The 23,568-nt window shown below is 64.9% G+C and carries 11 protein-coding genes; 9 read left to right on the top strand and 2 right to left on the bottom strand.

Going from position 1 to position 23,568, the window contains the following annotated elements:
• Positions 1 to 22: 22 nt before the first annotated feature.
• The 5 genes from BM408_RS13150 to BM408_RS13130 all read left to right on the top strand — a co-directional run bounded on the left by BM408_RS13150 (position 23) and on the right by BM408_RS13130 (position 8,363).
• On the top strand, positions 23 to 3,919 hold the full coding sequence (locus BM408_RS13150; RefSeq protein WP_092130315.1) for a beta strand repeat-containing protein: 3,897 nt from the start codon (positions 23 to 25) through the stop codon (positions 3,917 to 3,919).
• Entirely contained in the window at positions 3,906 to 4,793 is an 888-nt protein-coding gene (locus tag BM408_RS13145) for a dienelactone hydrolase family protein (RefSeq protein ID WP_254774800.1), read from the top strand. The genes BM408_RS13150 and BM408_RS13145 overlap by 14 nt, the downstream gene beginning before the upstream one ends.
• Before the next feature lie 30 nt (positions 4,794 to 4,823).
• Complete coding sequence (gene ggt, locus BM408_RS13140; RefSeq protein WP_092130314.1) at positions 4,824 to 6,581, top strand: gamma-glutamyltransferase; 1,758 nt, start codon at positions 4,824 to 4,826, stop codon at positions 6,579 to 6,581.
• Positions 6,582 to 6,767: 186 nt separating this feature from the next.
• Positions 6,768 to 7,805 carry a 3'-5' exonuclease gene (locus BM408_RS13135; protein WP_092130313.1) on the top strand — a complete coding sequence of 346 codons (1,038 nt, stop codon included), beginning with the start codon at positions 6,768 to 6,770 and terminating at the stop codon, positions 7,803 to 7,805.
• Between the two features lie 78 nt (positions 7,806 to 7,883).
• On the top strand, positions 7,884 to 8,363 hold the full coding sequence (locus BM408_RS13130; protein WP_092130312.1) for a hypothetical protein: 480 nt from the start codon (positions 7,884 to 7,886) through the stop codon (positions 8,361 to 8,363).
• A gap of 148 nt (positions 8,364 to 8,511) precedes the next feature.
• Here the strand turns inward: BM408_RS13130 and BM408_RS13125 are convergent, their stop codons facing one another.
• Positions 8,512 to 9,744, bottom strand: a complete 1,233-nt coding sequence (locus BM408_RS13125) for a multidrug effflux MFS transporter (RefSeq protein WP_092130311.1) — start codon at positions 9,742 to 9,744, stop codon at positions 8,512 to 8,514.
• Positions 9,741 to 10,592: a 16S rRNA (cytidine(1402)-2'-O)-methyltransferase gene (rsmI, locus tag BM408_RS13120; protein ID WP_175541786.1), complete on the bottom strand. Its 852-nt coding sequence runs from the start codon at positions 10,590 to 10,592 to the stop codon at positions 9,741 to 9,743. Before rsmI ends, BM408_RS13125 begins: the two co-directional genes overlap by 4 nt.
• Before the next feature lie 50 nt (positions 10,593 to 10,642).
• On the opposite strand from rsmI, the gene BM408_RS13115 reads away from it, so the two are divergent.
• From BM408_RS13115 to BM408_RS13100, 4 genes are all read left to right on the top strand, one after another.
• Entirely contained in the window at positions 10,643 to 11,077 is a 435-nt protein-coding gene (locus BM408_RS13115; protein WP_092130309.1) for a YraN family protein, read from the top strand.
• Positions 11,078 to 11,603: 526 nt separating this feature from the next.
• Entirely contained in the window at positions 11,604 to 13,301 is a 1,698-nt protein-coding gene (locus BM408_RS13110) for a ShlB/FhaC/HecB family hemolysin secretion/activation protein (protein WP_092130403.1), read from the top strand.
• 34 nt (positions 13,302 to 13,335) lie between these two features.
• Positions 13,336 to 14,259, top strand: a complete 924-nt coding sequence (locus tag BM408_RS13105) for a hypothetical protein (protein WP_092130308.1) — start codon at positions 13,336 to 13,338, stop codon at positions 14,257 to 14,259.
• Positions 14,260 to 14,327: 68 nt separating this feature from the next.
• Positions 14,328 to 23,567, top strand: coding sequence for a two-partner secretion domain-containing protein (locus tag BM408_RS13100; RefSeq protein WP_175541778.1), 9,240 nt, complete (start codon positions 14,328 to 14,330; stop codon positions 23,565 to 23,567).
• Position 23,568: the final 1 nt, after the last annotated feature.

Below are 23,568 nucleotides of genomic sequence, written 5' to 3'. Positions count from 1 at the left end.
GTCCTGAGAAAGAGAGTTCACCATGCGTCTCACGAAAAGCCACCGTCCCCATCCCGTCCTGAACTCGATCATGATGGCCGTACTGGCCCTGCCCGCGGGCAGGGCGTTCGCCGACTCGCTGGCGGCCAACGCTTTGCCGACCAACGGCCAGGTGGTCGCCGGCTCGGGCACGATCTCAAGCGCCGCCAATGTGCTGACCGTCAACCAGGCCAGCGACAAGCTGACCACCAACTGGGACACTTTCAACATCGGCTCTGCGGCGAAAGTAAATTTTGTCCAGCCCTCGCGGTCGTCCGTGGCGCTGAACCGTGTGCTATCGAATGACCCTTCGCGCATCTACGGCCAGCTCAATGCCAACGGCCAGGTGTTCCTGGTCAACGCGGCCGGCGTGCTGTTCGCGCCGGGCTCCAGCGTCAACGTCGGCGGTCTGGTCGCCAGCACGCTCGATATTTCCAACGCCGACTTTGCGGCCGGCAACATGCGCTTCAACAAGGCGCCCGGCGCCACCGGCGAAGTGATCAACCAGGGCACGCTGACCGCCGCCGACGGCGGATATGTCGCGCTGATTGGCCCCCAGGTCAGCAACGAAGGCAGCATCACTGCCCGCCTGGGCACCGTGGCCATGGCGGCAGGTAATGCCGTCACGCTGGACATGCATGGCGACGGGCTGATCAATCTGCAGGTCGACGGCGCGGCCCTGGCGGCGCAGGTGTCCAACAGCGGACTCATCCAGGCCGAGGGCGGGCTGGTCGTGCTCGCGGCCCGCTCCGGCGGCGACCCGCTGGCGACTGTGCTGAACAACAGCGGCACGGTGCACGCCAGAAGCCTCAGCAACAGGAACGGCGTGATACGGCTCGAAGGCGGGGAGAGCGGTATCGTGGCCGTCAGCGGCACGCTCGACGCTTCCGGCTACGGCGCCGGCCAGACCGGCGGCACTGTCAAGGTACTGGGCGACAAGGTTGGCCTGTTTGCAGGCACCCGCATCGATGCTTCGGGCGACGCAGGCGGCGGCACTGTGCTGGTCGGCGGCAACTGGCAGGGCTCCGGCAGCGAGCAACGCGCCAGCGCCACCTTCATCGATGCGGACGCACGCATCAAGGCCGATGCCGTCACCACCGGCAACGGCGGCAAGGTCGTGGCCTGGTCTGATGAGAGCACGCGCTACTACGGCACCATCAGCGCCAAAGGCGGCAGCACCAGCGGCAACGGCGGCAATGCCGAGGTGTCGGGCGTGGGCTTTCTGGACTACTCGGGCACCGCCGACCTGACGGCAGCACAGGGCAACGCCGGCTCCCTGTTGCTGGACCCGACCAACATCACGATTTCCACCGGCGCCAATACCGCGACATGGAACGGCACCAACACCTTCACCGGTGCGGGCGCTTCCTCCATCCTCAACACCACCACGCTGGTCAACCAGCTGGGCACCGCCAACGTGACGGTGAGCACTGCCAGCGCGGGTGCGTCGCTGGGCGACATCACCGTTGCCAACGCGGTGAACTACAACGGCGCCACCGACCGCACGCTCACGCTGCTGGCCAACCGCGACATCAATGTCAATGCGAACATCACCTCGGGCACGGGCAAGCTGAACGTGGTGCTCAACTCGGCCTCCGCCGGCGGCGCGGCCGTGGGCTCGGTCTCGCTGGGAAGCGGCGCGCAAATCGTCACCAACGGCGGCAACCTCACCATAGGCGGCGGCCCAGACCCTACCACCGGCTATGCCACCGGCGGCGGCGTCACCACCATAGGCTTTCGCATGGTGGGCGGCGGCAGCCTGCTGAGCACCGGCGCCGGCAACATCATCATCAATGCCAGGGGCGCCACCGGCCAGGCCTTCTCCATGGGCACCAGCGCCAATACCATACAGACCACCAGCGGCAACATCACCATCAACGCACGCAATGCCGGCGCCACCGCTTTCGGCATGAACAGCGGCACCAACATCATCCAGTCCACCGGCACGGGCAACATCACCCTCAGCGCCGAGTCCACAGGCGCCGCGCTGGGCCTGACCATGGGCTCCAGCGGCGTCAACACCATTCGCGTGGCCGACGGTGTGCTGACAATCGACGCCAAATCGACCGGCTCCAGCAGTGCGCTGGCGCTGGGCTCCGGCACCAACACCCTGCAGGCTACCGGCACCGGCCGGCTTGCGCTCGCCGGCAGCGCCTCGGGTTCAGGCAATGCGGTATCGATGATCACCGGCACCAACCTGATACGCACGAACGGCGGCGACATCGCCATCACGGGCAATGCCACCGGCACCGGCAGCGCCATCGTGCTGGGCGACGGCGCCAACCTGGCCAAGGTGGAGGCCACCGGCGCCGGCAACATCACGCTGGTTGCCAACCGCCCGGTGGCGATGAACCTGGCCACGCTCACCTCAGGCGGCGGCAACATCAGCGTGTCGGGCATAGGCGCCGGGGCGACACAAGGTATTTCGCTCACCGGCGGCAGCAACATCCTCACCTCCGGCGCAGGCGGCATCACCCTCACCGCCAGCAACACCGGCGGCAGCGCCTTGCTGGTGGGCTCGGGCGCCAACCTGGTGCAAGCCTCGGGCACCGGCGACGTCACGCTCAATGTGCAGTCCAGCAATGCGGGCTCCGGCTCGGGCCTGTCCATGGGCAGCGGCGGTACCAACGCGATCCGCGTCGCCGATGGCGTGCTCACCATCAATGCGCAATCAGCCGGCACCAGCAGCGCGCTCGCGCTGGGCTCGGGCACCAACACACTGGAGGCGACCGGCGCAGGGCGCGTGGTTTTGGCCGGCACAGCCACCGGCGTGGGCAACGGCATTTCGCTGGCCGGCGGCACCAACCAGGTCAAGTCGAACAGCGGCGATATGTCACTCACCGGCGTCGGCACCGGCGGCGGCGACGGCATCACCTTCGGCTCGCTCAACAACTCCGTGTTGTCGCAGAGCGGAAACATCAACCTGAGCGGCAACAGCACCCGCGGTGTCGGCATTTCCATGGCCACCGGCACCAACCTCGTGCAAGCCGGCGGGCAGGGCAACCTGACTGTCACCGCGCAGTCGGCCAACACCGGCTCGGGCTCAGGCCTGGGCATGGGCACAGGCGGCACCAACACTTTGCGCACAGTCAACGGCACGCTTACCGTCAATGCGCAATCGGCCGGCACCAGCAGCGCGCTGGCCCTGGGCTCGGGCACCAACCTGATTGAGTCGACCGGCAGTGGGCAGCTGGTGCTGGCCGGCACGGCCCTGGGTTCGGCCAACGGTGTTTCACTGGCGGCCGGCGGCGTCAACACGCTTCGCACCGTGAGTGGCGATCTCTCGGCAACCGGCACCGCCATGGGCAGCGGTGACGGCATCAACATGGCCAGCGGCAAGAATTCCGTCCTCACGCAAACCGGCAACATCACGCTGACGGGCACCTCCGCAGGGTCCGGCACCGGCATCGCCATCCGGCCCAGCACCGATGTGGCAACCATTGAAGCGCGCGGCGCCGGCAACATCACCTTCAAGACCGACAGCTACGACAGCTCGCCCACATCCACCGGCACCGGCTCAGTGCGCATTGCCAGCGCGGGCGGTGTGCTCGGCATCGAGCAACTCACACCGGGCACCACCATCGGCATTGGTGAAGGCGCTGTGGGCAAGCTCAACTGGGACGGCTCCGAAGTCGCGCAGGTCGCAAGCGGCTTCTCCTCCGTCCGCATCGGCAACGCACTCTCCGGCACGATTGAAGTGCGGCCGCCGGCCTTCCCGGCGCCTGTGGTGCTGCCGGCCAGGTCCAACGACGGGGCGCGCCAGCAGGCGGCCATCATCGGCTCCGCCTATGCCGAAACGGTGGAGCCCGCAGGCGAGCATGATTTCAGCAGCCGCACGCTGGCCCTGCGCGACGAAGAGCCTCAATTGCTGAAGGTGGAAGGCTTTGATGAAGTTCGCTGATCTCTTCGTGACCCGGATGGCACGCCTTGCCTGCCTGGCGGCGTTGGCGGCAGGCTTGTCGCTGCCCGCACTGGCGCAGGAGAAAGTGCACTTCCCCAGCCTGGACCGCTGGCAGGGCAGTGAACGCCTGGTGATAGACGGCTACCTGTACAAACCGGCGGCCGAGGGCCGCTTTGTCGCGCTGGTCATGTTTCACGGCTGCGCGGGCGCGCTCGGAAAAAACGGCAGCATCACGCAGCGCTTTCGCGACACCGCCAAGCTGCTCAACGGCATGGGCTACGGCGTGTTGCTGGTCGACAGCTTCAACCCGCGCGGCGAGCGGCAGATCTGCACGGTCACGCCCAAATCCCGCGCCATCCAGGAAGAGCAGCGCTGGCTGGACGCCTATGGCGCCATCGAGTACCTCAACACGCGTGCCGACGTGGTGCCGGGCAAGATAGGCGCCATCGGTTTTTCACACGGTGGCACGGCGGCCGTGCAGGTGATGAATGCCGAGCTGCCCGTGAAGAAGCAGGGCGCAACCGGTTTTGCCGCCACCGTGGCGATGTACCCCGGCTGCGCCTCGACGCTCTCGGCCAGGCCCGACTACGTGGCCTATGCGCCGCTGCTCATCCTGGCCGGCGAGCTGGACGACTGGACGCCGGCGCGCTACTGCCAAAGGCTGGTGGAGCGCAGCAAGGCGCGCGGCGAGCCCATCGATATCGAGGTCTACCCAGACGCCTACCACGGCTTCGACGAACTGAGCCCCGTCAAGGTTCGCGAAGACGTGATACGCAGCGGCAAGCCCGTGCATGTGGGCGGCAACACCGCGGCGCGCATTGCAGCCCACCAGAAGATTCGCGAGTTCTTCGCCAAACACCTGCCCGCGCATTGAGCGGGCGCATTCATGTCACAAGGAAAGATGATGCGTTTACACAAAAAAGCCCCTGCGTTGGCAGGCCTGGGCCTGGCCCTTTTCATGGCGCAGCAGGCGGGCCACGCTCAGCTGCGCGCGCAAGATGCCGCGCCCGAGCCGTCGTCGGGCTACACCGAAAAGAAGGTTGTCACCGCCAGCAAGTTCATGATCGCCACGGCCAACCCGCACGCCACGCGCGCCGGCGATGAAATGCTCAAGGCCGGCGGCACCGCGGTCGATGCCGCCATCGCCGCGGCCATCATGCTCAACCTCACCGAGCCGCAATCGTCAGGCATAGGCGGTGGCGCATTCATCATGAGTTATGAGGCGGCCGGAAAATCCATCAATGCCTACGATGGCCGCGAGAAGGCGCCCGCCACAGCCAAGGGCGACCGTTTCCTCGACAGCAAAGGCAAGCCTCTGGCGCTTCGTGACGCCATCAACTCCGGCAAATCCGTCGGTGTGCCCGGCCTGCTGCGCGTGATGGAGCTCGCCCACCAAAAGCACGGCAAGCTGCCCTGGGCCAAACTTTTTGAGCCCACCATACGCCTGGCTGAAAGCGGCTTTCCGGTGTCTGAGCGCCTGCACACCGTGATCAAGCTCGACAAAACCCTGCGTGCCAACGCCAATGCCAAGGCTTACTTTTATGACGCAGCCGGCGAGCCGCTGGCCGTGGGCGCCACGCTGAAAAACCCGGCCTTCGCCGCCGTGCTCAGGCGCGTGGCCAAAGAAGGCCCAGACGCTTTTTATAAAGGCGAGATTGCCCGCGACATCTCCAACGCCGTCAACAGCCAGGCGCAGCCCGGCGGCATGACGGTGCAGGACATTGCCGATTACCAGGCCAAAGAACGCACGGTGCTGTGCGGAACCTACCGCGTCTACAAGGTCTGCGGCATGCCGCCGCCTTCGTCGGGCGGCATCGCGGTGCTGGCCATGCTGGGCGCGCTGGAGCGCTTTCCGATGTCCACCGTGCGCCCCAACTCAACCGAAGCCGTGCACCTTTTTTCTGAAGCCGGCCGCCTGGCCTATGCTGATCGCGACTATTACGTCGGAGACCCTGATTTTGTGAACGTGCCGGCTACCGCGCTGGTCTCGCCCGAATACCTCAAGACCCGCAGCGCACTGATCCGTACCGACGCCAGCATGAAGCGCGCGGCACCCGGTGTGCCTGCCGGCGTCAAGCTGGCCTGGGCGCCCGACGAGTTGTCTGAAATTCCGGCCACCAGCCACATCTCGGTCATAGACGCCGCGGGCAATGCGGTGTCGATGACGACAACGATTGAAGCCGTGTTCGGCAGCCACATCATGGTTCACGGCTTTTTGCTGAACAACCAGATGACCGACTTCGCGCTGTCGCCCGAAGAAAACGGCCTGCCGGTGGCCAACCGCATCGAAGGCGGCAAGCGCCCCCGCAGCACCATGTCGCCCACGCTGGTGTTCGACGCCGCAGGCAAGCTCAAGATGACGGTGGGCTCGCCCGGCGGCAGCGCCATCATCAACTACGTGGCCAAGACTTTGGTGGGTGTGCTGGACTGGGGCCTGGACGTACAGCAGGCGATCTCGCTGCCGAACATGGGCAGCCGCAACCGCGCCACCGAAGTCGAGCTCGGCAGCGACCTTGAAAAACTCGCCGGCCCGCTGAAGGCCATGGGTCATGAAGTGCAGGCCATTGAATTCACCAGCGGCTTGCAAGGCATTGTGGTGACGGAGGGCGGCCTGAGCGGCGGCGCCGACCCGCGGCGCGAAGGTTTTGTGATGGGCGAATAAGCCCTGGTGAAATAAGCTGCCCTGATTTGCGGCGCCGCAGGGCGATCCGGTTCACGGCTGCGGTTGAAGCGGGCACTATCTGCGAAGATAGCCTCATTCAACCGCATGCCATGACCCAGGAGCGCCCATGCCACACAGCATTTATCACGTCGAATTTTCAGCGCGGCCGCTGCCAGGGCGCTTTCAATGAGCGCCGGGCAACTCGGCTTCGGCTTTGACGATGAAGCGGTGGCCGCCGCGCAGGCCGCGGCGCCCGCCAAGGTGCGCAAGGCCAAGGCAGCCTCGGCGCCCGTTGCGGCGCCTGCCTCGCCAGCCCTCAGTGCTGAGGCCATGGCGCGTGAACTCGAACGCCACCCCGACTACCGCGTGCTCAGGCGCCTGGTGCCGGCCACACATTTTGACCACGTGCCTGTGGGCCCCGTCGCCCGCATCGTGATTCTCGACACCGAAACCACCGGCCTGGATTCCTCACGCGACCAGGTCATGGAGCTGGCGCTGGTCAGCGTCCAGGTTGATACACAGACGGGCCAGGCCACGGGGCCGGTTGAGGTCTATGACGGCTTGCGTGACCCCGGCATGCCGGTGCCCAAAATCGCCCGCGAAGTCACCGGTATCACCGACGACATGGTGGCAGGTGAACAACTGGACATGGCGCGCATCACCAGCCTGCTTGACGGCGCTGACCTCGTCATCGCGCACAACGCAGGCTTTGACCGCCCCTTTGTGGAAGGCATTCTTCCGCAAGCCAGCAAGCTCAACTGGGCCTGCTCCTTTGCCGACATCGACTGGACGGCCGCCGGGCACAGCTCGGCCAAGCTTAGCTACCTGGCCTCCGCGCTGGGCTGGTTTTACGATGCGCACCGCGCCGAGATGGACTGCCATGCGCTGCTCACCGTCTTGCTGGCAGAGGTGCCCGGCCTGGGCCGCAACGGCGTGGCCCACCTGCTGGCGTCGTCGCGCATGCCGAGCTACCGTTTACAGGCCACCGGCGCGCCTTTCGCCGCCAAGGACCTGCTGAAAAACCGGGGCTACCGCTGGAACAGCGATGACAAGGTCTGGCACACCCGGCTGGGCGGCGATGCGGAGTTGCAGGCCGAGTGCGAATGGCTGCAGAAAGCGGTTTACGGCGGGCGCGCCGCGCGGCTGGCGTGGGAGCGTTACGACGCCCAAAGCCGCTACTCCGGCCGCGCCGGCGTCCCCGGCTGGGCGCAGTTGGGCGCTTGAAGCCATGCCGCCCGGCGCGGGAACATTCCGCGGCGGGTGGTGTCTGACATCCATACGAATGAACTCCAGGAGCTACCCATGAAGACTTTTAAAACCTTGACAGGCATCGCGATTGCTGCGCTGCTTCTGGCCGGCTGCGCATCCCCGCAGCCCGGCATGTCCCGCGAGCAAGTGCTGGCAAGCTGGGGAACACCGACGCGCACGGTGCCGCTGGCATCCGGCGGCACGCGGCTGCAATATTCCACGCAACCCACGGGCCAGACGGCCACCATGGTGGACCTCGATGCCGCGGGCAAGGTCGTGAGCGTGCGGCAGGTCCTGAACATGCGGGACTTCTCCAGGATAGAGGTCGGCAAATGGACGCGTGCGGACGTGGAGACCGAATTCGGGCCACCCGCAAAAACAGACGGCGTGGCTTCCTGGTCGGGCGACATCATGACCTACCGCTGGATGGACGGCGACCAGCCCATGTTCTTCTTTGTCTACCTGGATGCCGGCAAGGTGGTGCGGCGCGTCGGCCAGGGCATGGAATTCCCGGTCCGGATGAACGACCGCTGATTTCCTATCCCTCTCCCTCTTTCTATTCCCTCTCCCCCTGGGAGAGGGTTAGGGTGAGTGCCAGCGGCCTCAAAACAAGCGCAGCGCAACACCAGCGCCGTCAGCCCTCATCCCCACCTTCTCCCAAAGGGAGAAGGCGCAAGAAAGATCAGTCGCGCGACGCCAGCCGGCCGATGTCCGGCCAGCGATGGTGCAGATACATCCAGGCCACCAGGCCTATGCACATCATGCCCAGCGACACCATCGCCAGCGCGGGTGTCGAATGCATCACCAGCGGCGCGACGATACCCGCCACGATGCCGTTGGCGGTTGAGCCGATAAAGGCTTGCAGCGATGAGGCCATGCCGCGCCGCTCGGGGTACAAGTCCAGCACGAGCAGGGTGACCACCGGCACCATCAGCGCCCAGCCAAAGGCAAATATCGCAATCGGAAACAGCGCCCACGACACATGCGGCGTGAAGAAGAAGTTGGCCGCCAGGTTCAGCACCGAGGTCACCAGCATCACCACAAAGCCGTGGCGTATCTGCTGCTTGGGCGCGATCTTGCCCGCCAGCCGCCCGCTCAGCCAGGCGCCCGACATGATGCCGGTGATGGTGAGCAGAAAAAACCAGAAGAACTCGGTGGGCTGCAGCGACAGGTGCTCGCCCAGAAAGGCGGGGGCCGACAGCACATACAAAAACATGCCGTTAAAGGGCACACCGCTGGCCAGCGCCAGCAGCAAAAAGCGCGGGCTTGAGCCCAGCTGCCAGTAGCCGCGCATCAGGTGCTTGAACTTGAAGGACTGGCGTTCCAGCGGCGGCAGCGTCTCGGGCAGGAAGCGGTAGTTGGTGGCCCAGAGGACGACACCCACGCCGGTGAGAAACCAGAAAATGCTATGCCAGCCCAGGTGCACAAACAGCCAGCCACCCACGATGGGCGCGAGCGCCGGCGCCACGCCGAAATAAATCGTCACCTGGCTCATCACCTGCTGCGCCTGCGCCGGCGGGTACATGTCGCGTATCACCGCACGCGACACCACAATGCCCGCGCCGGTCGACAAACCCTGCACCGCGCGAAAGAACACCAGTTGCCCTATGCTTTGCGACAGCGCGCAGCCGGCCGAGGCCAGCGTGAACAGCGCAATGCCCCACAGCACCACAGGCCGGCGGCCAAAGCTGTCGGCCAGCGCACCGTGAAACAGGTTCATGAAAGCAAAGCCGAAGAGGTAGGCCGACAGCGTCTGCTGCATCTCCACCGGCGACGCGCCCAGCGACTGCGCGATGCCCGAAAACGCCGGGATGTAGGTGTCGATCGAAAACGGCCCCAGCATGCCGAGCACCGCCAGCAAGGCGGCCAAGGTCCATCGGGGTGCGCGCCAGAGTTCGTCGGCCTTTGGGTTCATGCTTCCTTCTTCAGCTTGAGTGCCGTGTCATACAGTTCATTGCGGCCCACGCCGGTGATCTCGGCCGCTACCTTCACGGCGGTTTTCAGCGGCAGCTCGGCCAGCAGCAGTTGCAGCACGCGCGTGCCGTCTTCAGCGCTTTCGGCCAGCGCGGCTGGGTGCAGCACCAGCGCAAACTCGCCACGCGTGCGCTGTGGGCCGGCCGCCAGCCAGGCGGCGAAATCCTGCGCGGGCACCGTCGCGATCTCTTCAAATTGTTTGGTCAGCTCGCGGCCTATGGTGACGGGCCGCTCGCCCAGCACGGCCATCGCGCGCGCCAGTGCTTCGATGCGGTGCGGCGCCTCCAGAATCACAACCGCCCGCGCGTCGGCTTGCAACTTGGCAATGGCCTGGTCGCGCTCACCTGCCTTGCTCGGCAAAAAGCCGGCAAACACAAAACCGGTTTCGCCGCCCGGGTTGCCCAGCCCAGCCACGCTCAGCACCGTGGTCACGCTGCTGGCGCCCGGCAGCGGCATCACCGCCAGCCCGGCCGCGCGCACCGCGGCCACCAGACGCGCGCCGGGGTCGCTCACGGCCGGTGTGCCGGCGTCGCTCACGTAAGCCACGCGCTCACCGCGTTGCAGGCGTTCAATCACCAGGCCCGCGGCTTCGGCTTCGTTGTGTTCATGCACCGCCAGCAGCGGTTTGTCGATGCCGTACTGGCGCAGCAGCGGCTGCGAGTGGCGCTTGTCTTCGCAGGCGATCGCGTCGACCAGCTGCAGCACCTGCAGCGCGCGCAGGCTGATGTCGGCCAGGTTGCCGATGGGCGTGGCCACAACATACAGCGCGCTTTCCGGATAATGCTGCATGCCTGCTGCGGCGCGTGCCGCATCCAGGGCCAGGTCGAAAGAAGCGTTCAATGTGGTTTTCCAGAAAACAGGTTGCGGATGGCTCCGCCGATGGCGCCAAAGCGGTGGCCAAGGCCGTGCCAGGTCAGGTTACCACCAAGTCGCGCGGTGACGCCGCCGAAGCCGCTGCGCTCGCCTACCTGGCCAGGGCCGGCCTCAAACTCGTCGAAACCAATTATCGGACGCCCGGCCGCGGCGGCGGCGAGATCGACCTCGTCATGCGCGCGCGTGACGGCACCCTGGTGTTTGTCGAGGTGCGCCAGCGCAGCGGTGACCAGCACGGCGGCGCGGCCGCCAGCATAGGCGCCGTCAAGCAGCAGCGCATCATCCACGCCGCACGTCACTACCTGACACGCTTCGCCAGCCCACCGCCCTGCCGGTTTGACGTGGTGCTGATCGACGGCGGCACCATCGAATGGCTGCCGGCGGCGTTCGACGCCTCTTGAGCGCACGGCCTGCGGCTGCGCTTCTATCTCTTCTATATATATGAGCCGGGCCGCCCTCCCTGGGGAAAGGCAGCTGGCTGGACGGGCATCTGCGAAAAATGACAAATCTGCTTTGCATTTCGGCCCCAAAGGGCTGAAGCAGCATTTTTCGACCAAATTCAGATGCCAAATCGGCCTGTAACTCAATAGGCAAGGGCGTAAGCAGCTATAAATTGAATAGCAAGTGGGTGCGTCGGATACCGTCCTTCAGGTCAGCCGTCAGTTGTCTGATCTTTCCGTTTACCAACAGATGGGGAATTTCTTCGCCCAATCGATGTAACACTTCTTACAGTTCCCGTGCTCAAAACCTAGAATCCATGCAGCCCGGGCACACGGCCCGGCGCCAAGAAGAAAAACGGAATCAGGGAGAGCGTGATTGGCCAAGCCACACGATGACTTGGGTGTATCACTCGGGGAGGTGCCAGCGCGCACCAGCAATTCAGTCAAATCAAAGCCCGGCGCCTGGACGCTATGCGCCGGCGTGGCCATGGCCGTCCTGGCCGGTCATGTCTGGGCCCAGCCGGCTCCGCAGACCAGCGCTGAACAAGAGCAGCGCCGCGCCCAGGAGCGTGAGCGCCTGCTGCGTGAGCAGCAGGAAAAAGCCCCCGATGTGCGCGGCGCGCCCGCGCCGGCTGCCGACAACGCCAGGCTGCCGGCGGCCGAGTCGCCATGCTTTCCCATCCAGACGCTGCAACTGCGCGCCGTCACCGGTGAGCAAGCCGCGGTGGCCGCGCAATTCAACTGGGCGCTGGATGCCGCAGCCGGCCCTGACGCCAGCGACGCACCCACCGGCCGCTGCCTGGGTGCTGAAAGCATCGCCATCGTCATCAAGCGCCTGCAAAACGCCGTTATCGCGCGCGGCTACGTCACCACCCGCATCCTGGCCGAGCCGCAAGACCTCAAAACCGGCGTGCTCACGCTCACCGTCATTCCCGGCCGCATCCGCGCCATCCGGTTTGCAGAAGGCAGCAGCGCGCGCGGCAACGCCTGGACGGCCGTGCCCGCCCGCCCCGGTGACATCCTGAACCTGCGCGACATCGAGCAGGCGCTGGAGAACTTCAAGCGCGTGCCCACGGCCGAAGCCGACATCCAGATCGAAGAAGCCAAAGACGCAGGCGCCCAGCCCGGCCAGAGCGACCTCGTCATCAGCTACCAGCAGGCCCTGCCGTTTCGCGCCTCTTTCTTTGCCGACGACAGCGGCTCCAAAGCCACCGGCAAATACCAGGGCGGCGTCACGCTGTCTTATGACAACTGGTGGACGCTCAACGACCTGTTTTACGTTTCGCTCAACACCGACCTGGGTGGCGGCGATGCAGGCGGGCGCGGCACTCGCGGCAGCACCGTGCATTACTCCGTGCCCATCGGTTACTGGGCGCTGGCCGCCACCGTCAGCAACAACCGCTACTTCCAGAGCGTGGCCGGCGCCAGCCAGGACTATGTCTACCGCGGCACCAGCAGCAATGCCGAAGTCAAACTCTCGCGCCTGGTCTACCGCGACGCCAGCCGCAAGAGCACGGTCAGCTTCAAGGCCTTCCAGCGCCGCTCCAACAACTTCATCGACGACACCGAAGTCGAAGTGCAGCGCCGCATCGTCGGCGGCTGGGAGCTGGCCGCCGGCCACAAAGAGTTCATCGGCCAGGCCACGCTGGAAGGCAACCTCGCCTACAAGCGCGGCACCGGCGCCTTCGGCTCGCTGCCCGCGCCTGAAGAAGCCTTTGGCGAAGGCACCTCGCGCTTTGCCGTCGTCAACGCCGACGCCAACCTGACCGTGCCCTTCAAGATCGCCCAGCAAGGCATGCGCTACAGCGCCACCTGGCGCCTGCAGCACGACCGCACCCCGCTCACGCCGCAAGACCGCTTCGCCATCGGCGGGCGCTACACCGTGCGCGGCTTCGACGGCGAATCGTCGCTCAGCGCCGAGCGCGGCTGGCTGCTGCGCAACGAACTCAGCACCGCGCTGGGCGCCACCGGGCAAGAGCTCTACGTCGGCCTGGACCACGGTGAAGTGGGTGGCCCCAGCAGTGAATTTCTTGTTGGCAAACGCCTCACCGGCGCCGTCGTCGGCCTGCGCGGCAGCTTCAAAAAGCTGCAGTACGACATCTTTATCGGCGCGCCCGTCAAAAAGCCCGAGTTCTTTCGCACCGCCAGCAGCACGCTGGGCGTCAGCCTCAGCGCCAGTTTTTAGTCTTTAGTTTTTTATTTCAACCGGAGTCTTCTTCATGCCCGTTTCTCTCAAGCGCACTATCGGCGCGGTGATCATCGCCAACCTCACGGCCGGCGGCTCCATCGCGTTTGCGCAGGAGGCCGTGACGCCGGATACGGCCGCTGTGATGGCCACGCCGGCGCCTGTCCCTGTCGCAGCAGAAGTGCGTCTGCCCTCGCCGGACGCGCCTGTGGCGGCCGTTCCGGTGGCCCTGCCTGTGGTGGCCACGCCTGCATCAGGCGACGCCGTTGCGCCCGTCACCATCACGCTGCTGCCTGCAGTGGCGGCTACACCCCTGGCAACGGCCTCGATACAGCTGCCGGTCAGCTACTCCCGTTTCGGCCCCGACAACGTGGCGACCAAGGAAGTGATGGACGAGTTGCGTGTGGTGCGCCAGCAAGCCACCCACAATGCCGTCGGCCAGCAGGTCGTCCTCAACGTGGCGATGATGCTGCTGAGCGGTGGCCGTGCGCTTAACTTCCAGAGCGTCAGCAAGGACAACTTTGCGGGTATCTCGCCTGAAGGCGCCGTCAACACTGCGCGCCTGACCAACCCGGCACGCACCCTGCTGCCCGGAGAACTCCAGCAGCGTGTCAGCACCTGGCTTGCCGGCCAGGACAAAACCCGCGACATGAAATTCACCGGCAACCTGGTGGTCAATTCCGCCACCTGGCGGCTGGTCTACAACAGCCTCGACCCTGCCGACACGGCCTATCGGCTGCGCCTCGAAACCGAAATCTTCAAGGTGCGGGAGTCGTCTTCCTTCTTCATGCCAAAAGTCCGCGCAGGAAAGCCCTGCAAATACGAAAGCGACGCTCGCCCCATGAGCGAGTGGCAAGCCGGCGACTACCAGGCCGTGGTGGACCTGGCGCCCGTTGCCGTCAAGCAATGCGCCACAGAATTCGCGGCGCAGCTTGCGGACCTGCTCGAACTGAACTGACCGGCTATATCCGGCCTTCCAGTCTTTGCGTTTTCCCGCCCCGTTATTTTTCCCCTAGTGAGTTTGTCGTGAATAAAAACCTGCACCGCATCGTCTTTAACGCCAAACGCGGCCAACGCATGGCGGTGGCTGAAACCGCCAGCGCCCAGGGCAAAGCCGCCAGCGGCGACACGGCAGGCGGCGCAGGCCCGCAGGGTTTGAAAGCCGGCCTGCACCCGCTGCGCTTTGCCGTGCTGTCGGCGCTGGGCCTGGTGCTGTGGCTGCAGCCAGCGGCCTTCACGGCTGTGCATGCGCAAATCATCGCGGCCCCCGGCGCGCCCGCCGGCCAGCGCCCCACCGTGCTGCAAACGGCCAACGGCCTGCCGCAGGTCAACATCCAGACGCCCAGCGCCGCAGGTGTCAGCCGCAACACCTATAGCCAGTTTGACGTGCAGCAAAACGGCGCCATCCTCAACAACAGCCGTACCAATGTGCAAACCCAGCTGGGCGGTTTTGTCGGCGCCAACCCCTGGCTGGCCACAGGCCCGGCGCGCGTCATCCTCAATGAAGTGCAGTCGGCCAACCCCAGCCAGATCCGGGGCTATGTCGAAGTCGCAGGCCAGCGCGCCGAAGTCATCATCGCCAACCCGGCCGGCATTAACGTCAACGGCGGCGGCTTCCTCAACGCCAGCCGCGTCACGCTGACCACCGGCAGCCCCATCATCAACGGCGGCGCGCTGGACGGCTTTCGTGTGCAGGGCGGCAACATCACCGTGGGCGGCGCAGGCCTGGACACTTCTACGGCCGACTACACCGGCATCCTCGCCCGCGCCGTGCAGGTCAACGCCGGCATCTGGGCCAAAGAGCTGCGCGTGGCCACTGGCGCCAACGACATCAACGCAGACCACACCAGCGCCACGCCCATCGCGGGCGCTGGCGCTGCGCCGACATACGCTGTTGACGTCGCCCAGGTCGGCGGTATGTACGCCGGCAAGATTTTTCTCATCGGCTCTGAAACCGGTCTGGGTGTGCGCAATGCAGGCGTCATTGCCGCCACCGGCGGCGAGCTGGTGCTGCAGGCCAACGGCTGGCTGACCAACAGCGGCACCCTGCAGGCTGCGGGTGCTGTGCAAGCCAACACACAAGGCGCTATTGCCAACACAGGCACGGTCTACGCCAACGGCAACACCACGCTGGCCGCGCAGGGCGGCATCAGCAACAGCGGCAGCGGTGTTATCGCCGCGCAGGGCCACACCAGCTTGCAAGCCACAGGCGCGGGCGCCGCCATCACATCGGCGGTCGGCTCCGTCGTCGCGGCAGGCCTCAACCCCGACGGCACACTCACGCCCGGTGGCGCCTTAAGCGTCAGCGCCGCCGGCGCCCTGAGCCTCAACGGCCAGACCGTCGCGGGCGGCAACGCCGGCCTCTCGGGCGCGCAGGTCGATCTGGCCGACGGCAAGCTCAGCGGCCAGAGCATTTCTGTCACCGCCAGTGCGGGCAGCGTCGACGCAAGCCGCGCCACCGTCAACGCGCAAGGCACGCTAAGCGCCAGCGCGGCGCAAACACTACGCACCGATGGTGCCGTTGTTTCCGCCAACCAGCTCAGCCTGGCGGCGCAAGATATCTCCAACGCCGGCGGCGAAATCGTGCAGACCGGCACGGACAACACCACCATCGCGCTTACATCGCCCACAGGCACCCTCAACAACAGCGCGGGCCGCATTGCTACCAACAGCCAGAACCTCACGCTGTCTGCGCCCACCCTCGTCAACACCGACGGCAAGATCGAACACGCCGGCAGCGGCACGCTGGCCATCAACGCCACCACCTTCAGCGGTGACCGCGGCACTGTCGTCAGCACCGGCGCAGTCAATTTGGCGGCCACCTCCATCAACCACAGCAACGCCACGCTCTCCGCAGCCGGCGTCAACATCACAGCGGGCACGCTCAACAACCGCAGCGGTACCATCAACCAAAGCGGCCTGGGCGCGGCCAGCGTCACGGCCACGGGCGCCCTCGACAACAGCGCCGGCAAGATACTCAGCAACGGCAACACTACCGTCAGCGCACAAAGTCTTAACAACCAGGGCGGCGTGATCCAGGCCACCGGCGCGTCCAGCCTGGGCGTCACCACCACGGCCGCGCTGGACAACAGCGCCAACGGCCAGATCGCCGCCGGCGGCACGGCCACACTCAGCACCGGCTCGCTCAACAACACCCTGGGCAAAGTCACCGCGGGCGCCGACCTTAATGCCAGCGCCACCGGTGCGGCCACCAACGTTCAAGGCCTGCTCGCCTCCAACGGCGCGGCCACGCTCACGGCCGCCAGCGTTGACAACACCCGCGGCGTGATCGCCTCCGTGCAAAACAACGTCAATGCCACCACCACGGGCGCCACCGTCAACGACAGCGGCCGCATCGAAGCCGCCGATGACATCACGCTGGCCAACGCAGGCCTCAGCAACACCCAGGCCGCAGGCCAAACCGCCGCAGGCAGCATCACCGGCCGCAGCATCGCCATCAATACCGGCGGCCAAACGCTCAACAACGCCTTCGGCACCATCGCCGCCGCACAGGGTGCCACGCTGCAAACCGGCGCAGTTAACAACAACGCCGGTCTCATCCAGGCGGGCGCAGCGCTGGGCATCAATACCAACGGCCAGACGCTCACCAACGCCGATGCGGCCTCTTATGCCAGCGGCGCGGGCGGCATCACTTCGCAAGGTGTGATGACGCTCACCACCGGCGATCTCAACAACACCGCCGGCTTTATGGGCGCCAAAGCCGCGCTCAACGCCACCACCGCCGCCGTCAGCAACACCGCAGCCGGCCAGATAGTGGGTGAGTCTTCGGTCAGCTTCACCAGCACGGGTTTTGACAACCGGGGCGGGCAGGTCCAGGCGCTGGGCGACGCAGGCATCAACGCCGGCGCAGGCACTATCAACAACGCCGGTGGCCTGCTGCGCAGCGCGGCCACCACCACGCTGGCCGCAGCCAGCGTCATCAACAGCAACACCCTGGGCGCTAACCAGGGTATCGAGGGCAACAACGTCGCCATCACGGCCGGCGCCATCAGCAATAACAGCGGCGCAATCCGCACCAGCACCAACGCCATACTGACCAGCGGCGGCACCCTCAACAACACGGCGGGCCTGGTCAGCGCGGGCAACACCGCCACTGTGCAAGACACGGCTGCCAACCCGGCGGCCCGCACCCTGGCCATCACCAACACCGGCGGCACCATCGTGGCCGGCCGTTCGCTGGCCGCCAGCGCCGCCAGCCTCAGCGGCGCGGGCAGCCTGCTGTCGCAGCAGGATTTGTCGCTCTCGCTGGGTGGCGACTTCAGCAACACCGGCACCATCAGCGCCACCGGCAACAACACCGTCAACGTGACCGGCACCCTGACCAACAGCGGCAAGCTGCAAGCCGGCGCTACGCTGGATGTAACCGCCGCGACGATAGACAACACCGCCACCGGTGAGATGATCGGCACCACCACCAAGATCACCGCGACCGCCGCCAACACGCTCATCAACCGCGGCCTCATTGACGGCGTCGATACACAGATCAACACTGTCACGCTGAACAACATCGGCACCGGCCGCATCTACGGCAACACCGTCAGCATTGCGGCCACCACCGTCAACAACGACGCCGAAACCGTAGGCGGTGTCACCACCGCCGCCACCATCGCCGCGCGGCAGCGGCTCGACATTGGCGCGACCACCATCAACAACAGCAACGGTGCGCTCATCTTCAGCGCCGGCGACATGGCCATAGGCGACAGCCTGGACGGCGCCCGCCGCGCCACCGGCCAGGCCACGTTGATCAAGAACGCCTCCGCCACCATCGAGTCATTGGGTGCGATGTCGCTGGCGGCCAACAGCATCCAGAACACCAATCCATCGTTCAGCTACACCCTCAGCACCATCGGCCCCGTCAGCAAGATGGACTTCATCGCCCGTGACGGCACGGCCTATGCCAGCAGCTATTTCGCGTGGACGACCACCGGCCGGCTTGAGTTCTCTATCGGTGGCAGAGGCTCGCTGACCGACCTCACCATCATCGGCGGCCAGCTGCCCAACAGCCCTTACGCCGCGCCCATCTACAAAACCTATTACGAAGGCCCCGACGCCTTCCAGGCCGAATACACCACGCCGCCCTCAGGCGACAGCAACAACGGCGCCTACTTCCCCGACGTGTTGAACTACCAGAACACCGACCCGGTGTGGGCGCTGTTCGGCATGCCCAACCCCTCCAACGCCAACCCGGGTGCTCGCCCCACCCGCACCTGGGTCGGCAGCCAGGACCAGGGCGGCTTCGTCGACCCCACGCCCGAACAGATCGCCGCTTGGGAAGTTGCTTCCGCCCCCTGGCAGGCGCTGCAGATCAAGCTCAATGATTTCCGCGCCGCGGCCGGTGCCTACCTGATGGGATTTCCGGTCTACCGCAGCTACACCGAAACCGACCAGACGGCCGTCGTTAACGCCGGCAAGCCCGCACAGATCTTGAGCGGCGGCAACATGACGCTCAACGCCAGCGGCACGCTGCTCAACGACAACAGCCGCATCATTGCCGGCGGCGTGCTCACCGCCACCGCCCAGGCCGTCAACAACCAGGCCACGCAGATCACCGCCGTGCAAAGCCGCTCCGGCAGCATTACGCGCTTCGGCGTCACCGGCGAGAGCTGCGACTTCCTCGGCTGCGACACCCAATACGGTTTCATCGTCGACCCGTATGCACAAAACATTCCGCACACCATCGCCACCGGCATCGCCGTGTCGCAGTCCAACGCGGCCGTGCCCGGTACCGGCACCGTGCTGGCCAGCCTCACACCCGGCAGCGTCAGCACTGCGCCAGGCGCCATCGGCACCCCCAGCGCCGCCGCGCGCAGCGCCGGTATCGTGCAGGTGACTTCCAGCGTAGGCGCCCTCGGCAGCCTGGCCGCCAACGTCCCGGTGGTGCGCACCGTGGCACCCAACATTGGCATCCCCAACACCAGCCTGTTCCGCACCAACCCCGGCCCGGCCAGCGCCTTCCTGATCGAGACCGACCCGCGCTTTGCCAACTACCGCACCTGGCTGGGCAGCGACTACATGCTGGGCCAGCTCACGCTGGACCCGGCGGTCACGCAAAAGCGCCTGGGCGACGGCTTCTATGAGCAGCGCCTCATCAATGAGCAGATCGCCCAGCTCACCGGCCAGCGCTTCCTGGGCAACTACACCAGCGAAGAAGTCCAGTACAAGGCGCTGATGGACGCCGGCATTACCTATGCCACGCAAATGAACCTGCGCCCCGGCATTGCCCTGACGGCTGTGCAGATGGCAGCGCTCACCAGCGACATCGTCTGGCTCGTCGAGCAGACCGTGACCTTGCCCGACGGCAGCACCCAGCGCGTGCTGGTGCCCCAGGTGTATGTGCGCGTGCGGGCCGGCGACGTCGACGGCGCAGGCACCCTGCTGGCCGGTCGCGAGATCAACCTCAACCTCGCCGGTGACCTCACGAACACCGGCACCGTGGCCGGCCGCACCGTCATGGCCCTCACGGCCGAGAACATCCACAACCTGAGCGGGCGCATCAGCGGCAACGCCGTAGCCATCACGGCGCGCACAGACCTCAACAACATAGGCGGCCAAATCGACGCCGCCAACAGCCTCAATGTGGCGGCTGGCCGCGACCTCAACATCGTCAGCACCACCACCGCGCTCACCACCACAGGCAGCACGGTGGGGCCAACCGTCTCCAGCTTCAGTGGCATAGACCGCGTGGCCGGGCTTTACATCACCAACCCCGGCGGCACCCTGCTTGCCAGCGCCGGGCGAGACATGAATTTGGTGGCAGGCGTCATCCAGAGCCAGGGCAGCGCCCAGCTGCAGGCGGGCAACAACCTCAACCTGACTACCGTCACCCAGACCGACAGCGTGGACGCCACGCGAGACGAACGCAACTACACCCGCTGGTCCCAAACACAAGACATCGGCAGCCAGATCAGCGCCACCGGCAATGTGAGCCTGAACGCGGGCAAAGACATCAACACCACGGCAGCCAGCATTACCAGCGAGCAGGGCGCATTGGTGACCAGCGCCGGCAACAACGTCAACATCACTGCCGGCAGGTCAGACCGGTCGCTGGCAACGTCGAGCTATGTTGAGGGCGAAAGTTGGGCCAACTCATCGAGCCAGGAAGTGCGCCAAACCGCCTCTGCCAGCACCGCCACAGGCTCATCCCTGAGCGGCAACACCGTCACCGTGGTGTCGGGCAAAGACATCAACGTCAAAGGCTCCAGCGTGGTGAGCGACGCCGGCACCACCCTGGGGGCCGGCAACAACCTGACCATCGAGTCCGCCACCAACACCAGCAGCCAGACCAACTTCAAAGAGCGCAAAGAAAGCGGCATGACGCTGGAAGACGGCCTCTTCGTCGGCAGCAAAGAGCACACCAGCAGCCAGCAAGGCAATGGCACCACGGCAGCCGCCAGCACCGTGGGCAGTATCAACGGCAATGTCACCCTGCAAGCAGGCGAGGCCTACAAACAGGTCGGCAGTGATGTGATCGCCCCAGCAGGCGACATTACCATCCTCGCCAAGACGGTCGATATTGTGGAAGCCCGCGAAACCAATCGCTATGAGAGCGAAGAGAAGTTCAAACAATCGGGCCTCACCATCAGCGCCAGCAACGCCATGGTCAGCGCCTTGGAAACGGGCCAGCAAATGGCAGACGCCGCCAGCAACACCAGTGACGGCCGCATGCAGGCGCTGGCCGGCGCGGCAGCCGCCTTCAAGGGTTACAACACCTACAAGGGTTTGACCGATGCCGCAGGCAACTTCGACGCGAAGGCCGCTGCCGACATCAGCATCAACTTCAGCTACGGCAGCTCTGAGAGCCAAAGCAAAAGCAGCAGCCAAAGCAACAACGCCACCGGCAGCACCGTGGCCGCAGGCAACAACCTGACCATCGTCGCCACAGGCGCAGGCCAGGCCAGCAACCTGACGGCCCGAGGTGCAACACTGACCGCCGGTAACAACGTCACCCTGCTCGCAGACAACCAGGTCAACCTGCTAGCCAGCCAAAGCAATGCCAGCCAGGAGAGCAGCAACAGCTCAAGCTCCAGCAGCGTGACCGTGAGCTACAACGTCATCTCAAAAAGTGTCGGCTTCAGTGCCAGCGCCAGCCAAAGCGAAGGCAATAGCAACGGCGCAGACACCAGCTACACCAATACCCAGGTCACCGCCGGCAATACCGCCAGCATCATCAGCGGCGGAGACACCAACCTCATTGGCGCAGTGGTCGCCGCCAACACCGTCAAGGCCAACGTAGGCGGCAACCTCAACATCCAGAGCCTGCAAGACACCAGTACCTACACCAGCGAGCAAAGTTCCAGCGGCGCCTCCATCAGCGTTGGCAAGGGTAGTGCGGGCGGCGGCAGCGTCACAGGTGGCGGCATTAGCGCCAGTGAAAGCAATATCGACAGCAACTACGCTTCGGTCGTGCAGCAAAGCGGTATCAAGGCGGGTGACGGCGGCTTCCAGGTCGCTGTGGCCGGCAATACCGACCTCAAAGGCAGCGTGATTGCCAGCACGCAAGCAGCGGTGGAGCAAGGCAAGAACAGCTTCAGCACCGGCGGCACGCTCTCCATCAGCGATATCCAGAACACCGCCAGCTACGAAGGCAAGGCCATGGGCCTGAGCATTGACGTGGGTCAGCAGGCCGGCAAGTTTGGGGTCAACGGCGTGGGCGCGGGCATTGGCAGCGACAAGGGCGAGGCCAGCAGCACATCCAGCAGCGGCATCAGCGGAATTGCGGGCAACACGGCGGTTAGAAGCACCGATGCGGAGACCGGCATTGCGAAGATCTTTGATGCGGACCGAGTGCAGCGTGAGGTCAACGCGCAAGTCCAGATCACACAAGCGTTCAGTAAAGAGGCTCCCAAGGCGACGGCCAGCTTTGCAGCCGGCCAGGCGGCTGATTTGCGGAAAGCAGGTAAAGAGGAAGAAGCCAAGAAGTGGGATGAAGGGGGTGTTTACCGCATAGCGCTGCACACACTGACCGGTGCATTCAGTGGGGGCGTCGGCGGTGCGGCAGGAGGTGCGGCAAGTGCCAGCGCAGCGAACCTGATGAATAACTTTCAAGACGGTATTCAGAAGAGCTTGGAGGATGCCGGCATGAGCGCCGGCGCGGCCAAAGCTCTCGCGCAAAGCCTGGCGACCGTGACAGCGGCAAGCATTGGTGCGGCTGTGGGTGGGGCGCAAGGGGCGGCTACTGCTGCTACTGTGGATGCCAATAACCGGCAGCTGCACAAAGACGAAATAGCTCTCGCGAAAAAATATGCCAAACAAGTTGCGAAAGCTGGCGGAATATCAGAAGAGGAAGCGACCGCCCGAATTGAACGGCAACTCCTTCGTTGGACGAACGCCGCTACGAATGCGAGTGACGGCGGGAGGGTAGATGAACTAGTTGTGGGTCAAATAGGCATCAGCGGCAAAGACACTGCCACAGGAATGCAGTGGGACTACCGAAATTACGCGCAGACTCATCCGAATGAATACTTTGACGCCGCTATCAACCAGCAGAATGTCGGTCAATATTCTCCATTGCTCGCGACGAGCAACTATGGTCTAACCCCAGCTCAAATAGCGCAGCGAGCTCATGATGGAATCGTCACCACGCTAACAGCCGCCGCGTGCGGGTTCACCGGCGTTGGTTGTGCCGCCATGAGCGGCTTCAATATTGGCGAAGGCGGGATCAAATTAGCAAATGGGGAAACCCTCGCTGGTAGCATCCAGACAGCCGGTGGATTTTTAGGTTTGGGCGCCTCGCTTTATGGTCCGGTTTCAGCAGCTATAAAGAACGGGGCAAATGGAGGTGGAGTGGCGACAACAGTCATAACACCTGAAATGGAAACAAAAATCTTATTTGGCGAGCGAGTTATCAATGCAAGCGGTTCGCCAACAAACCGCGTAATTGGCGCACACGGAGGAGAAATTACAAATGCCAACCCAAACTACGCCGTTGAGGTGCTATCAGTGAACGCAGATGGAACAAGAAATGCGAAGTTAGTGACGCAGTTCAGCGATGGCAATCTGTCTAATATAAAAACGAGCACATTGTTTCCTGAAGGCTGGACACGCGCTGAAAGTATTGGTGCTGTTAAGCAAGTTGGAGATATGCTGCCAGTTGCTACGCGTGCGGATGGAGCGACCCTTTATCAGTCGACCATAAACGGGGTCAAGATTGAGGTCATTAAGGTGGGCAGCAATGTGACCGCTGGCTACCCTGTCGGTTCACGTGGATTTCAAACTACAACATACTTTTTAACGGGCAAAAACTGAC

The organism is Polaromonas sp. YR568, from assembly GCF_900116715.1.
Taxonomy (GTDB): domain Bacteria; phylum Pseudomonadota; class Gammaproteobacteria; order Burkholderiales; family Burkholderiaceae_C; genus Polaromonas.
The sequence above is the reverse complement of the archived record's forward strand: the minus strand, read 5'-3'. Positions and strand labels throughout refer to the sequence as shown.